General features: G+C 66.2%; 12 protein-coding genes. 5 read left to right on the top strand and 7 right to left on the bottom strand.

Annotated elements, in window-relative coordinates:
• Positions 1 to 2 precede the first annotated feature (2 nt).
• Complete coding sequence (locus tag LJ725_RS00065) at positions 3 to 1607, bottom strand: GMC family oxidoreductase (RefSeq protein WP_230548587.1); 1605 nt, start codon at positions 1605 to 1607, stop codon at positions 3 to 5.
• 13 nt (positions 1608 to 1620) lie between these two features.
• Positions 1621 to 2583, bottom strand: coding sequence for an SGNH/GDSL hydrolase family protein (locus LJ725_RS00070; RefSeq protein WP_230548588.1), 963 nt, complete (start codon positions 2581 to 2583; stop codon positions 1621 to 1623).
• Between the two features lie 115 nt (positions 2584 to 2698).
• Between LJ725_RS00070 and LJ725_RS00075 the strand changes: the two genes are divergently transcribed.
• On the top strand, positions 2699 to 4198 hold the full coding sequence (locus tag LJ725_RS00075) for a flavin-containing monooxygenase (RefSeq protein ID WP_230548589.1): 1500 nt from the start codon (positions 2699 to 2701) through the stop codon (positions 4196 to 4198).
• 151 nt (positions 4199 to 4349) lie between these two features.
• Positions 4350 to 5618: an MFS transporter gene (locus LJ725_RS00080; RefSeq protein WP_230548590.1), complete on the top strand. Its 1269-nt coding sequence runs from the start codon at positions 4350 to 4352 to the stop codon at positions 5616 to 5618.
• Here the strand turns inward: LJ725_RS00080 and LJ725_RS00085 are convergent.
• The 5 genes from LJ725_RS00085 to LJ725_RS00105 all read right to left on the bottom strand — a co-directional run bounded on the left by LJ725_RS00085 (position 5615) and on the right by LJ725_RS00105 (position 11221).
• Positions 5615 to 6514, bottom strand: a complete 900-nt coding sequence (locus tag LJ725_RS00085) for a transglutaminase domain-containing protein (protein ID WP_230548591.1) — start codon at positions 6512 to 6514, stop codon at positions 5615 to 5617. The genes LJ725_RS00080 and LJ725_RS00085 overlap by 4 nt on opposite strands.
• Positions 6515 to 6584: 70 nt before the next feature.
• The gene (locus LJ725_RS00090) at positions 6585 to 7562 is read right to left on the bottom strand and encodes a Bug family tripartite tricarboxylate transporter substrate binding protein (RefSeq protein WP_230548592.1); all 978 of its coding nucleotides are present in this window, start codon (positions 7560 to 7562) and stop codon (positions 6585 to 6587) included.
• Positions 7559 to 8530 carry an NAD(P)-dependent oxidoreductase gene (locus tag LJ725_RS00095; RefSeq protein ID WP_230548593.1) on the bottom strand — a complete coding sequence of 324 codons (972 nt, stop codon included), beginning with the start codon at positions 8528 to 8530 and terminating at the stop codon, positions 7559 to 7561. The genes LJ725_RS00090 and LJ725_RS00095 overlap by 4 nt, the downstream gene beginning before the upstream one ends.
• Positions 8531 to 8542: 12 nt before the next feature.
• On the bottom strand, positions 8543 to 9508 hold the full coding sequence (locus tag LJ725_RS00100) for a peptidyl-alpha-hydroxyglycine alpha-amidating lyase family protein (RefSeq protein ID WP_230548594.1): 966 nt from the start codon (positions 9506 to 9508) through the stop codon (positions 8543 to 8545).
• A gap of 9 nt (positions 9509 to 9517) precedes the next feature.
• Positions 9518 to 11221 carry a GMC family oxidoreductase gene (locus LJ725_RS00105; protein WP_230548595.1) on the bottom strand — a complete coding sequence of 568 codons (1704 nt, stop codon included), beginning with the start codon at positions 11219 to 11221 and terminating at the stop codon, positions 9518 to 9520.
• A 118-nt stretch (positions 11222 to 11339) separates the two neighbouring features.
• Between LJ725_RS00105 and LJ725_RS00110 the strand changes: the two genes are divergently transcribed.
• The 3 genes from LJ725_RS00110 (at position 11340) to LJ725_RS00120 (ending at position 14298) form a co-directional block, all read left to right on the top strand.
• Complete coding sequence (locus LJ725_RS00110; RefSeq protein ID WP_230548596.1) at positions 11340 to 11750, top strand: nuclear transport factor 2 family protein; 411 nt, start codon at positions 11340 to 11342, stop codon at positions 11748 to 11750.
• Positions 11750 to 13468, top strand: coding sequence for an N-acyl-D-amino-acid deacylase family protein (locus tag LJ725_RS00115; RefSeq protein ID WP_230548597.1), 1719 nt, complete (start codon positions 11750 to 11752; stop codon positions 13466 to 13468). The genes LJ725_RS00110 and LJ725_RS00115 overlap by 1 nt, the downstream gene beginning before the upstream one ends.
• Positions 13469 to 13581: 113 nt before the next feature.
• A complete protein-coding gene (locus LJ725_RS00120) occupies positions 13582 to 14298 on the top strand; it encodes a class I SAM-dependent methyltransferase (protein ID WP_230548598.1) in 717 nt (238 codons plus the stop codon).

Below are 14298 nucleotides of genomic sequence, written 5' to 3' on the forward strand. Positions count from 1 at the left end.
CCTCAGTCGAAGAGTGTGGCGTTGGCGAGACGCTGCTTGATGTTGTCGGCGATGTAGAGCGCCAGCGCCTGAATGGTGGAGGTCGGGTTCACGCCGCCGGAGGTGACCCAGATGCTGCCGTCGACGATGAACAGGTTCTTCACGTCGTGGCTGCGGCCCCATTCGTTGACCACGGAGCGCTCCGGATCGGTGCCCATGCGCGCCGTGCCCATCAGATGCCAGCCGCCGTTCATGATCGGCGCCTCGACGCCGAAGCCGGTGGCGCCGGCGGCCGTCAGGATCTCCTTTGAGCGGGCGATGCCGTGTTCCATCATCTTCCGCGTGTTCTCGCCGATCGTGTAGTCGATCTTCGGGGCGGGAATGCCGTTGGAATCCTTGAGCACGGGATCGAGCGTGACCCGGTTGTGCTCTTCGGGCAGGTCCTCGGTAATGGTCGACATCGCCAGCCGCCGGTTCAGCAGCGAACGGTAGACCTTGTGGTGATCCTCGCCCCAGGGCAGGCGGCCGGCGGCTGTGCTGGTAATCGCCTCGACGATCGAGCCCGTGCCGCGATGGAGCTGCAGCGTGTAGCCGCGCACGAAGCCACGGCTGCGGTCGGTCTCGTAGAACTCCTGGCTCCACAGGTTGAGCGGCGGCCCGTGATTGCCGTCGAGCGGCTCGTCGACATAGCCGTAGGTCAGGGCGAACGGGTGGAACATCAGGTTCTTGCCCACCAGCCCGCTCGAATTGGCGATGCCGTTGGGGAACCTGCCGGACACCGAATTGAGCAGCAGGCGCGGCGTGCCGACGCCGTTGCAGGCGACGATCACCATCTCGGCCGGCTGGAAATGCTCCTGGCCCTCGGCATCGTAATAGATGGCACCGGTCGCCATACCGGTCTCGTCGGTCGTGATCTCGCGGACGCGGGCGCGGGTCCGCAACTCGACGCCGGCACGGATCGCCGCCGGCCAATAGGTGATGTCGGTGCTGGCCTTGGCGCCCTGGGCGCAGCCCGGCGTGCAGTGGCCAAGATTGATGCAGGGCGCGCGGCCGTCATATTCGACCGTGGCGATGGCCGAATCGGAGGGCCACCAGTGCCAGCCGAGGCTGTTCAGGGCCTTGCCGAAGCGCTGGCCCGACTTGCCGAGCGGCAGCGGCGGCATGGGCGGGTGATGCAGCGGATAGGCGGGATCGCCCGCCAGCCCCGCGACGCCCATCATGCGGTCATTCTCGGCGAAGTAGGGCTCCAGGGTCTGGTAGTCGACCGGCCAATCCTCGGCCACGCCGTCCAGCGTCTTCACCCGGAAGTCGGACGGGTGCAGGCGCGGATAGTGCGCCGTGTACATGATGGTGCTGCCGCCGACGCCGTTGAAGTTCACGACCTTCACCGGCGAGTTGGCATCGTTGATCGGATAGTCGGTCTCGCGCGCCCGGCGATTCGGGTTGATGGCGAAGTCGCTGAACAGGCGGGCTTCCCAGTTGCGCCCGTTGGTCGGGTAGTCCGTGGGCTTCACCCAGTCGCCCTGCTCGAGACAGAGGATCCGCATCTTCGTGTCGGCCAGGCTCCAGGCCACGGCGGCGCCCGAGGCGCCGGAGCCGATGATGAGGACGTCGACCTTGTCGAGCATGAGGGAACTTCCGTTAGCGGGCGAGATGCTGGCTTATGGCCTCGGCCGCCAGCGCGTGGCCGGCGGGATTCCAGTGTCCGTCGTTGGCGAAGTGGTAAGCAAGCGGCGTTCCTTTTGCCTCCAGCACGGGCCGCAGGTCCAGCACATCGATGCCGCGCTGCCGGAGCGCCGCCGCGAAGGCCCGGTGCACGCGATCCTCGACGGCGCGGGACGGTCCGACCCACAGGGCGCGCGACGGGATGAGGACGACCAGCGCCCGATAGCGGCGGGCGATCTCGAGCAGCCGGTCGGCCGAGGCCTCGACGATTCGCGGATCGTCTTCGTTGCCGCTGATGCCTTCCAGATTCGGCGTGATCAGCCCGGTCTCCACCGCGAGTGCGCGCAGCCACGGTGTCTGGTGAACCACCGTCAGGGCGAAGAGATAGAAAGCCGAATGGGTGGACAGCCAGTGGCGGATTGCGACCGTGTTGGACGGAGAGGCCTCGCCATCGGGCCGGGCGGCGTATCCATGAAGATCGTTCTCCATGCAGACGGCGATCACTACGCGGTCCGCGCGGGCGCCCCGCGAGCGGGCGTAGGCGAGCAGCTCGGCATAGCCCTCGATGTCCGTCGGGGTCGACAGGTTGAAGGTCCGGCGGCCGGTCAGGATCTGAAGACGATCCGAGAACCGGTCCCTGGCCGCCACGCCCCACCCCCAGGTGAAGGAATCGCCCACCACCAGGACCTCTCCAGGGGTTGCCGTGGAGACGTCGTTGTCGTCGCGCAGTCCATGCATATTGATGCGGACGGGGACGTCGTAGTCGCCGGTGTTCTTAGCCTGCCGGGCGACCGTGCCGGGTCGGCCGAGCATCAGGGAGCCGACCGGATAGTCGAATTCGAACCGGCCGGAGGGATCGAAGGCGGGCAGGAACAGGCGCGTCAGGCCCTCGCACAGGCCCAGTCCCACGACCATGGCGGCGGCCAGCAGCAGAACCACCCGCGCGCCGCGACCTTTCGAACGTGTTTCGGATCGTGGCATCTGGGGGCTGGTCTGGACGCTCATGTTCAAGCAAGACTGTGCGGCAGATTACCAGTCAGGAAAGAGCCTTCCCATGCCGGATACAACCCTTGCGAGGCAAACCGCCGCCAAGACCGAGCATTTCGACGTCCTGATCGTCGGCGCCGGCATTTCGGGCATCGGTGGCGCCTACCACCTCACCACGCAGATGCCGGACCGCAGCTTCGTCATCCTGGAGACGCAGGAGAGCTTCGGCGGCACCTGGCTGACCCACAAGTATCCGGGCATCCGCTCCGACAGCGATCTCCACACCTTCGGCTATCGCTTCAAGCCCTGGAAGGGCAAGCCGATCGCCACCGCGCACGAGATCAAGACCTACATGGGCGAGGTGATCGAGGAAAACGACATCGCGCGCCACATCCGCTACCGCCACCGCATCGAATCCGCGTCCTGGTCGAGCCAGGACAATCTCTGGACGATCGACGCCGTGCGGACCGATACCGGCGAGGCGCTCCGCTTCACGGCCAACTTCCTGTGGATGTGCCAGGGCTACTATCGCCATTCGGTCGGCTACACGCCGGAATGGCCGGGCATGGAGAGCTTCAAGGGCCAGATCGTCCATCCGCAGACCTGGCCGGAAGATCTCGACTACACCGGCAAGAAGATCGTCGTGATCGGCTCGGGGGCGACGGCGGCGACCGTCATCCCGGCGATGGCCGACAAGGCCGGCCACGTGACGATGCTCCAGCGCTCGCCGACCTATTTCATTCCCGGCCGCAACGCCATCGAGCTGGCCGAGACCCTGCGCCAGCTCGAGGTCGACGAGGAGTGGATCCACGAGATCGTGCGCCGCAAGATCCTGCACGACCAGTCGGTCTTCACCCGCCGCTCCCTCGAGGAGTCCGACAAGGTTAGAGCCGAACTGCTGGCCGGCGTCCGCGCCCATGTCGGCCCCGACTTCCCGCTGGAGCCGCACTTCACGCCGAGCTACCGGCCCTGGCAGCAGCGCATCGCCTTCGTGCCCGACGGGGATCTGTTCAAGGCGATCCGCGGCGGCAAGGCGTCGGTCGAGACCGACGAGATCGACCGCTTCGTGCCGGAAGGCATCCTGCTCAAGTCCGGCAAGACCCTGGAAGCCGACATCATCGTGACGGCGACCGGCTTCGACCTGTCGGTGATGGGCGACATCGCCTTCACGGTCGATGGCAAGCCGGTCGACTTCGCCGACACCGTGACCTATCGCGGCATGATGTTCACCGGCGTGCCCAACATGGTCTGGGTGTTTGGCTATTTCCGCGCGAGCTGGACGCTGCGCGCCGACCTCGTGGGCGACTTCGTGTGCCGCCTGCTCGACCACATGGACAAGCACCAGGCGCGTAAGGTCCAGGTCGCCCTGCGGCCCGAGGACAAGGACATGCCCCTGTTGCCCTGGATCGATCCGGAGAACTTCAATCCGGGTTACCTGATGCGCGGCATGCACCTCCTGCCCAAGCGCGGCGACAAGCCGGAGTGGCAGCACACCCAGGATTACTGGAACGAGAAGAACATCTTCCCGGCCATCGATCTTGAGGATCGAGCGTTCGTCTACGGCTGAGCCGGCAGCCTGTTTTCTGGAGACACGAAGGTCCCTCACTGGGCTCTGAATGACGCCTGCGCTGGAAGGCGTGTCGGTGCGCCGAGGAAGAAAGCGGTGTCATCCCGGAGGCAGTGAGAGAGCTTTAGGTCATAGGCTCGGGGGAGCGGGGATGGAGCGAGGCAACACGCGCAAGGTCATTGCGGCCGGCGCCATCGGCAACGTGCTGGAATGGTACGACTTCGCGGTCTACGGCTATTTCGCCGCCGCGATCGGTCGTGCCTTCTTCCCGAGCGAGGACACCGTGGCGCAGGTCCTGGCGGCCTTCGGCATCTTTGCCGTGGGCTTCCTGATGCGGCCGATCGGCGGCGCCGTGATCGGCGTGATCGGCGACCGGCTCGGCCGACGCGCCGCGCTCACTGTCTCCGTGGCGGCCATGGCCATCCCGACCTTCCTGGTCGGCGTACTGCCCGACTACCACACGCTCGGCATCGCCGCGCCGATCCTGCTCACGCTGCTGCGCATGGTGCAGGGCCTCTCGGTCGGCGGCGAATACACGACGTCGATCATCTTCATCATCGAGCAGTCGCCGCCCAACCGGCGCGCCCTGGTGGGGGCGCTGGGATGCTGTGGCGCCATCGGCGGCATCCTGCTTGGGTCGGCGACCGGCGCCCTGCTGGCGTCGGTGATGTCGGAGCAGGCGCTGGAGAACTGGGGCTGGCGCCTGCCGTTCCTGTTCGGGCTTCTGGTCGGCGTTGCAGGCGTCGCGCTTCGCCGCCACGTCCACGAGGCGCCGCGCAGTGCGCCCAAGGCCCGCTCGCCGCTGCTCGATACGGTGCGCAACCATGGCCCGTTGCTCGGCAAGCTGGCCGCGCTCTCGGTCTTCAACTCGGTCGGCTTCTACCTGATGTTCGTCTACATCGTGAGCTGGCTGCAGACGGCGGACGGCGTCGCGCCGGCGACGGCACTGGGCATCAATTCCGTCAGCATGGTCCTGATGCTGCCGGTCATGGTCCTGATGGGCTGGCTCTCGGACCGCTATGGGCGGCGGCCGGTGATGCTGGGGGCGGCTACCCTCGGCTTCGTCGGCGCGCTGCCATTCTTCTGGTTGATGCACCAGGGCCATCCGTCCCTGATCCTGCTGGGGCAGCTGGGCTTCGTCGTGTCGGTGGGCGCCTTCATCGGGGCCCAGCCCGCGCTGATGGTCGAGGCGGTTCCCGCCGAGATCCGCTGCACGGCGATCGCGCTGGGCTACAACGTCACCCTGGGCATCCTGGGTGGCTTCAGTCCGCTGGTCGCCACCTGGCTGGTACACCGCACGGGCAACGATTTCAGCCCGGCCTTCATGATCATGGTCGCCGCGGCGATCTCCTTCGCGGCGATCCTTCGGTTCGAAGAGACCTACAGGGTGAATCTGCAGGCTGCAGAGGGACGAAGCTAACGAAGGACCACCCTGGTTTCTCCGCGAAGGGGGGAGAAGCTTCGGAGCAAACCTGCAACGGCAAACTCCGGCCGGCTGAAGGTCGATCGAACCGGACCGAGTTCGTTCGGCCTGTCGAGCACCGCTGACAACGCATCCAGCATGGGCAATTCCGCCGTCGGCAAAGTCTCGATCGGCGTTCGGTCGGCGAGGCCCCAGTAGTCCCAGGGGAGCAACTCGACCTTGTTGAGCGCAGCGAGATCCCGCATGAGGCTGCCGCGAATGAACCAGAGGCCATGGATTCCGATGCTGGGGACCCCGAACCGGTCGGGGGACACCTTGCCGTTGCGGGCCAACTGCCAGCTGTCGGCCGCGACCACAAACTCATCGCGGCTCAGATCGAGGGCGTTGGCCTTTACGCCAACTCTCGATTTCACAACCGGATCGACGTTGGGGTCGACGAGTATCCAGCGGTTCTCTGCCTCGTTCCAGTATTCGCAGACGCAGTGGTCGCTGAAAGAGTCGGGCTTCTTCGAGAAATACGTTGCAAAGCCGAAGCGCAATCGCGCCGGAACGCCCCGATGTCGAAGCAGCGAGCAGAGAAGCAGCGCATAGTCGCGGCAACTGCCGACGAAGCGCGCGCCCGGTTCGCGTGGCTCGCGGAGAGGGCGAGGATCCTTCTCCGTCAGCCTTCGATAGATGTCGGCCGCGTAACGGGTATCGACCTCGCCAAGACGCGCCTGCCCATCGAGACCCAGGCCGTAGAGCTCGACGAAATCCTTGTCGACGACGAGCCCCTGAACGATCGCGACAAGCGTCTCGATCTGGCACGGCAGATCCGCATCGAGGGTCGTGCGCTGACCGGGATCAGTCGTTGCACTCTGGGCGCCATAGAAGGCATGTTCGTCAGGTTGCATAGAGAAAGAATATCACGACGAACACCCAAGGCGCGCGGTACCCGGTCGGTGCTCGTCGTGTCTCTTCGTCCTACTGAAGCTTGATGCCGGCCTCGGCGATCAGCTTTCCCAGCAGCTCGCGCTGGCCGGCAATCCAGGTCTTGAACTCGGCCGGTGTGTTGCCGACCAGGTCGGCGCCGGTCGGGTCGAGCCGCTCCTTCACCTTCGGATCCTTGATCGCCTCGGCCACCACGGCCTGCATGCGGTCAATCAAGGCGGGCGGCGTGCCGGTGACGGCGAACAGGCCGTTCCAGTCGTTCAGATCGAAGCCCGGATAGCCGCTCTCGGCGATCGTCGGAACGTCGGGAAAGGCCGAGGAGCGCTTGAGGCTGGTGACGGCCAGCACGCGGGCACGCCCGGCCGCCACGGGCGGTCGGATCGAGTTGGTGGTGATGATCACCGAATCGACGGCCCCCGCACCGATGTCGCGCGCGGCGTCGGCGCCGCCGCGATAGGGCACGTGGATCAGCTTGATCCCGGCCCGGCGCTGCAACTCCTCACCGGCCATGTGGGCCATGCCGGCGGCCGGCGGCGTGCCGTAGCTGATAGTGCCGGGTTTGGCCTTGGCCGCCGCGATGAACTCCTGGAAGGTCTGTGACGGGAAATCCTGCTTCACGGCGACGACCTGCGGAAAGCTCGCGAGCTGGGTCACGGGCACCCAGGTCTGCGCGTAATCGAAGGGCAGGTCCTTCATCAGCAGGGTGTTGGTGATCTGGTTGGCCGCATCGACCAGGAACGTCTGGCCGTCGCGCGGTGCCTGGAGCACCGCATTGGCCGCAACGACGGCATTGCCGCCGGTCCGGTTGTCGATGATCACCTGCTGGCCGATGATCTCGGCCACGCGCACGCCAATGTTCCGCGCAACCGTGTCGGCGGCGCCGCCGGCGGCGAAGGCCACGACCCAGCGCACGGGTCCCTTGGGCCAGTCGCCCTGGGCGAAGCCTTCGCGGGCGATGAAGGGAGCGGCGAGACCCGCCCCCAGCAGCGCGCGGCGGGAGAGCCGGCTCACTTCTTCGGCTCCAGCAGTTCCGGCACCACCCAGAGCGCGGGTTCGCCGCGAGCGACGCGCTGGACGTTGTCGAAGCCGTTGCGCAGGCGGGTGATGTTGCTCTCGAACGTGGGGCCGGCGAGATGCGCCGTCAGCACGACGTTGTCCAGCTTCAGCAGGGGATTGTCGGCCGGAGTCGGCTCCTCGTCGAACACGTCGAGGCCGGCGCCGAACAGGTTGCCGGATGAGAGGGCGGCGATCATCGCCTTCTCGTCGATCACCGGGCCGCGCGAGGTGTTCACGATGATCGCCGATTTCTTCATGGCGGCGAGTTCGTCCTTGCCGATCATGTGGCGCGTCGAATCGTTCAGCGGCACGTGCAGCGAGACGATGTCGGAGTGCTTCAGGATCTCCGGCAGCAGGCGGAAGCGGACGCCCAGCGCGTCTTCCTCTTCCTCCTTGAGGCGGGCGATGTCGTAGTAGTGGACGGTCATGCCGAAAGCGAGGGCGAGCTTGGCGACCTTCTTGCCGATCGTGCCCAGCCCGATGATGCCCAGCACGCGGTTGCGCACCTCGTGGACGGTCGGTGGGGAATTGCCGTGCCAGCGACCGGAAATGACGTTGTTGTGCTGGGTGATCAGCCGGCGCGAGACCGACAGCATCAGCAGCATCGCATGCTCGGACACGGCGACCGAGTTGGCGCCGCCGTTGGCACAAAGCGGCACGCCGCTCCTGCGGGCCGCCTCGAGGTCGGCGCGGTCGTAGCCGGCGCTCAGCATCTGCACGAGCTTGAGGTTCGGCGCGTCCTTGTAGAGTTGCGGCGTGACATATTGCTGGATGAAGCCCACGAAGTAGTGGGTACCGGGCAGGGCGGCCTTCTGCTCCGGCGAATTGTGCAGCGCCTTGACGATCTCGTAGCCCTTGGGGGCGAGGTCGTCGACCATCGACAGCGTGTCCTTGGGTCCGACGACGAGTACGCGTTCAACCATCACAATATCTCCTCAGACGACTTTCTCGAGTTTCTGCAAAGAACGCAGGTATTTCGGCACGGGCGTGCCGGGAAAGGTGCTCGGCCAGTTGGTGCAGCTGACCTCGCCGACATAGATGTCGCCGCGCGAATCGACCGCCAGACCATGCGGCGACAGGAAACGGCCGGTCTCGTGACCGGGACCGTCCTGGCCGCCGAGCCGGGCCAGGGTCTTGCCCTTGGCATCGACGATCGACAGGCGCGGGCCGAGATTGGTGTGCTTGGTGTTCACCGGCATGCCCGGCCCCAGCTCGCCGATGATGAAGGTCGGGTTCTTCGCACCGCCGCAGCAATAGAGCGCGCAAGGCCGGTGCATGTTGTTCCACTGGGCCTCGTACTTGCCGTTGCCGTCGAACACCTGAACGCGGTGGTTCTCGCGGTCGGCGACATAGACCCAGCCGTCGGCGTCGGTGGCGATATTGTGCGGGATGTTGAACTCGCCGGGATCGGTCCCGGTCGTGCCCCAGCATGTCAGATGCCTGCCGTCGGGCGAATACTTGTGGATGCGTGAGTTGCCGTAGCCGTCCGACACGTAGATTTCGCCCTTGGGCGAGAGCGCGGTATGGGTGCAGCGGTTGAACGGCTTGCCGCTCAGGAACGGTGCGGGCTCATTCGGCACGCCGATGGTCATCAGCACCTTGCCGTCGGTGCTGATCTTGCGGACCGTATGGTCGCCGTCGTCGGTGCAGTAGAGATTGTCGTCGCCGTCGATGTGGATGCCGTGGGCGCGGCTGAACAGGCCCCCACCCCAGGAGCGCAGGAAGTTGCCGTCGCGGTCGAACACCATCATCGGGTGTTCGCCGCGGTTGAACACGTAGACGCGGTCCTTGCTGTCGCAGGCCACGGCGGCGACGTCGCGGAACTCCCACCCGTCCGGCAGCTTTGCCCAGTTCTCGACAACCCTGTAGCGATGCTCGCCCGTTCCCAGCACGACCGACATGGTGGCTCCTCAGTGACCGGCGAGCATGGCGTCCGAGATCTTCTCGGCCGACATCAGCGTCGGGAAATTGGTGTTGGCGCAGGGCACCACGGGGAAGATAGAGGCATCGACCACACGCAAACCCTGCACGCCGCGTACCCGGCCCTGGGTGTCGACCACGGCCATCGGATCGTCGTCGCGGCCCATCCGGCACGTACAGGAGGCGTGCCAGACGCCGATGGCGGCCTTACGCACGAAGGCCTCGAGTGCATCGTCGTCGTTCAGTACCTGCTCGAAGGTGAATCCCTCGACCACGTACTTCTCGATCATGTAGCGCCGCAGCGCGGCCGGCCCGTCGAGCATCGTCGCGACCAGCCGGGTCAGCCACTTGTTCTTGGTGTTCACCACGCCGATCTGGCGGACCTTGTCGCTGTACGAAGCGGGGAAGGGCACATCTGTCACTTCCCGCAACGCATCCGTCATCTGCACCGCAGCCATCAGCTTGAAGCCGCTCATCAGCCGGTCGAGGTCGCGTTTGTCGGACAGGAGGTTGAACTCGACGACCGGCTCCTGTCGCCAGTCGCGCGAGGCGAGCTTGACCTGGCCGGTCTCGGAATAGGTCTTGTTGATGAAGGTGAGCAGCGAGGCGATCTGCTCGCCCACCGCGTGCCAGGCCGACTTGCTTGCGACCGCCACGAACATGTCGCCCTTCGGGATACCGGGCAGGTTCGAGGAGTAGCGCAGGCCGACATGGATGTGGCGCCGGGTGTGCTCGCGAATCCGCGCCCGGGGCCTGATGAACGAGGACAGCGCGATGGAAGGATGGTCCATCAGCCGTTGACCCACGCCGGGCAGGGCAGACACGACGGGAATGCCGAGATCGGCGAGATGGCCGACCGGCCCGATGCCCGCGCGCATCAGGTGCGCCGGCGTGTGGATGGCGCCGCTGGAAAGGATGATCTCGCGGCCGCGGAATTCCTGCTCCTGGCCGCCTACGCGCGCCGTGACGCCGACGCAGCGCGTGCCCTCGAACAGGAGCGACGTCACCTGCGTGTCGGTCGAGATGGTGAGATTGGCGCGCTTGCGGGTCTCCGCGTCGAGATAGCCCATCGCCGCGGAAACGCGGCGCTCCTCGGCATTGGAGTGGGTGACGGGAAAGTAGCCGTCGACGAATTCGCCGTTCTGGTCGGGCAGGAACCTGAATCCCTTCGCCTCGAAGGCCTTGCCGACCGCCTGGGCGTGGCCCGCCCACTTCTCGCGGGGAATGCGGCGCACCGGAATGCGGCCGTCCTTGCCATGCAGCGGCCCGTCGAAATCGAGGTCGCGCTCGACCTTCTTGAAGTAGGGCAGCACGTCGTTCCAGCCCCAGCCGGCGGCGCCGCGGCTCTCCCACTCCGCATAGTCGGTCGGCGCGCCGCGATTGGCCATCTGGCCGTTGATCGAGGAGCCGCCGCCCAGCACGCGTGCCTGCTCGTACTTGCGCAGCGGCGGCCGCGCCTCGTGCGGGTTGTTGTGGCTGATGACCTGGGTGTGGACCCTGAGGTCGGTCCAGTGGAAGCGCGGATCGAAATAGGCCGTGCCCGAATAGCTGTCGGCGATCTCCTTGGGCTCCTGGCCCGGCGGCGTGTCCTGGCCGGCCTCGCACAGCAGCACCTTGTTGGCGCTGCGGGCGGATAGGCGATTGGCCATGACCGAGCCTGCCGACCCGCCGCCGACGATGATGTAATCGTACACTTGGCGTTTCCCCGTTTATTGCGGCCACGCTAGCACGGTTGGGCGCCGTTGTGGGCGTCCGCTTGCCGGGGTGGGCGAAGCCTGCAATCGTCGCGGAAAGCGAGCAGGGAGGTTTCGTATGCCGGACGTTGCAGCCGCAAACGAGGATGTCGCCACGCCCGAACTGATGAAGGCCATTTCCGCTGCCTTCAACAGCCGCGACGTCGATCGCATCGTTTCGCATTTCACCGACGACGCCACCTTCTGGCTGGCCCGTGGACCCGAGCCGGTCGGCCGCACGCTCAAGGGCAAGGCCACGATCGCCAAGACCCTCGCCGAGCGCTTCAAGGTGATTCCCGACATGCGTTGGGACCACAAGGAGTACATCTACGCCGGTAACCGGGCGATCTCGGTCTGGACGGTGAAAGGCAAGGGCGCCGACGGCGAGGACCTGAACTACCAGGGCTGCGACATCTACACGTTCCGCGGCGGCAAGATCTCCGCCAAGGACACCTACTGGAAGATCGTCGAGAACAAGGATCGCCTGTGATGCAACACGACATCGTCATCCGCGGCGGCACCGTCGTCGACGGCTCGGGCAACAAGCGTTTTTCGGCCGATGTCGGCATCAAGGACGGCGTGATCGCCGAGGTCGGCCGCATCACCGCACCGGCCGCGCGCACGATCGACGCCGACGGGCTGATCGTTTCGCCGGGCTTCATCGACGGCCATACCCACATGGACGCGCAGGTCGCCTGGGATCCGCTGGGCAGCTGTTCTTGCTGGCATGGCGTCACCTCGGTGGTGATGAGCAATTGCGGCTTTGCGCTGGCGCCCTGCAAGCCCGGGGACCGCGATCTCTACGCGCGCTGCCTCTCGGCGGTCGAGGACATTCCGACCGAGGCGATGGCGGCGGGCATCGACTGGACCTGGGAAACCTTCCCGGAATATCTCGCCACCGTCGAGCGCCTGCCCAAGGCCATCAACTACGGCATGTATATCGGCCACTCGGCGCTGCGCATGTACGTGATGGGCCAGCGCGCCTTCACCGAGAAGGCGACCGAAGACGAGATGGTCCGCATGGCCGCCCTGGTGAAGGAGGCGCTGAAGGCCGGTGCCATGGGCTTCTCGAGTTCGCGCGCCTCCACGCACGTGACGCCGGACAATACGCCGGTCGCCAGCCGCATCGCCGAGTGGGAGGAGATCGATCGCATCGTGGCGGCGATGGCCGAACTCGACGCCGGCATCTTTCAGGTCGGTCCCGACATCGCGAGCGGGCCGGCGCACCGGGCGTTCCTCGCGCGGCTGCGGGAGGTGGCGCTGGCCTACAGGCGGCCCATCATGTTCGGTGTGCTGGCCACCAAGCAGGGCGACGATCCGACCGGCTGGGCCTACCAGACCCGCTACATCGACGAGACCGTCGCCGCCGGTGGCCGCATGTTCGGCCAGGGTACCACGCGCTCGATCAACGCCATCTTCTCGCTCAAGTCCTACCTGCCGTTCGACGTGCTGCCGGAGTGGCGTGCCGTGCGCGAACTGCCGATGGCCGAACAGAAGCGACGCCTGGCCGATCCCGAGCTGCGGCGCCAGCTGGTGGCGGCCGAGGAGCGGATGAAGCCGCGCGACAACGTCTTCCAGGGCGGCGGGGCGGCGACGACCGATCCGCGCAAGCCGGACTATTCCAACCTGTACGCGTTGAACGGCGTCGACTGGGACGATCCGACGGTGGAGCAGCTTGCCCGGGCGCGCGGGCAGCATCCGGTCGAAGTGATGATCGACCTGTCGCTGGCCAACGAGAACCAGGTCTATGTCCAGCCGCTGGTCAACGAGACACCGGATGACGTGCTGGGCATCCTGAAGCACCCCCGAACGCTCGCGACCTTCTCCGACTCCGGTGCCCATGTCGCGCAAGAGATGGGCTCCTCACTGCAGACGCATCTGCTCAGCTACTGGGTTCGCAAGCGCGGCGCCTTCACTCTGGAGGAGGCAGTCAAGAAGATCACCCGGGACAATGCCGTTGCCTGGGACATGGGCGATCGCGGCCTGGTCAAGGAAGGCTTCCGGGCCGATCTCAACCTCTTCGAGGAAGACCGGATCCGGCCCAGCCTGCCCACGGTCGAGCGCGATCTGCCGGGGGGCGCCCGGCGGCTCGTGCAGAAGGCCGAAGGCATCAAGGCCACGCTGGTGAACGGCATGGTCGCGTTCGAGGACGGGCAGGCGACGGGCAGCTATGCCGGCACCGTCCTGAAAGGTACGGCCGTCGGCTGACGGGTCTTGCGGCCCCGGGTTTCGCAGTTCAAGAGAAGCGCCGGTGGCGGCGTGGCGGGAAAACGGCCTTGCAGCCCCGCTGAAGCCACTGGTGGAGGACTTGAGCAGCAGCGATGGATAGTGCCGCCTACGACTATGAAAACCGGATACCGCCCGGCTTCTACGACAGGGTCTATCAGCGGAAGTCCGGCGTCCGCTATTGCTGGCACGACCTGAAGTTTCGCACCGTCGCCTCCCACGTCGGCGCGCCGCGGCGGCTGCTCGATATCGGCTGCGGTCCGGGCACCTTCATCGGCAACTATCTCGACGGCATCGAGGCGCTGGGCCTCGACCTCAGCGCCTCGCAGATTGGTTACGCGACTTCGACGTACGGAACCGCGGGGCACCGGTTTTCCACGCAGTTGCTGGGCGCGCTGGCCGCTGCGGGCGAGCGGTTCGATGCGGTGACGATGATCGAGCTGATCGAGCATCTGACGCCCGACGCCGCTATCGAATTGCTGGCGCAGGCACGGGGGCTTCTGACTTCCGAGGGGAGGCTCGTCGTGACGACCCCGAACTACCGCTCGCTCTGGCCGCTGATCGAACTCGGCGTCAATGCGAAGTCTCCGGTGAACTACATCGAGCAGCACATCAACAAGTACCGGACCGGGCTGCTGGAGGATCATCTCGAGGCGGCGGGCTACCGCGACATCCGGGTCAAGACCGTGCTGGGATTCGCGCCCTTCGCCGCGGTGCTGGGCCTCGGGGTGGCCAACGCCGTTCATGCCGTCGAGACGGGCTTGAGGTATCTGGGGATCGGGAACCTCCTGCTGGCGACGGCGCGGCCGTGA

It is taken from the genome of Reyranella aquatilis, assembly GCF_020880995.1.
Taxonomy (GTDB): Bacteria; Pseudomonadota; Alphaproteobacteria; order Reyranellales; family Reyranellaceae; genus Reyranella; species Reyranella aquatilis.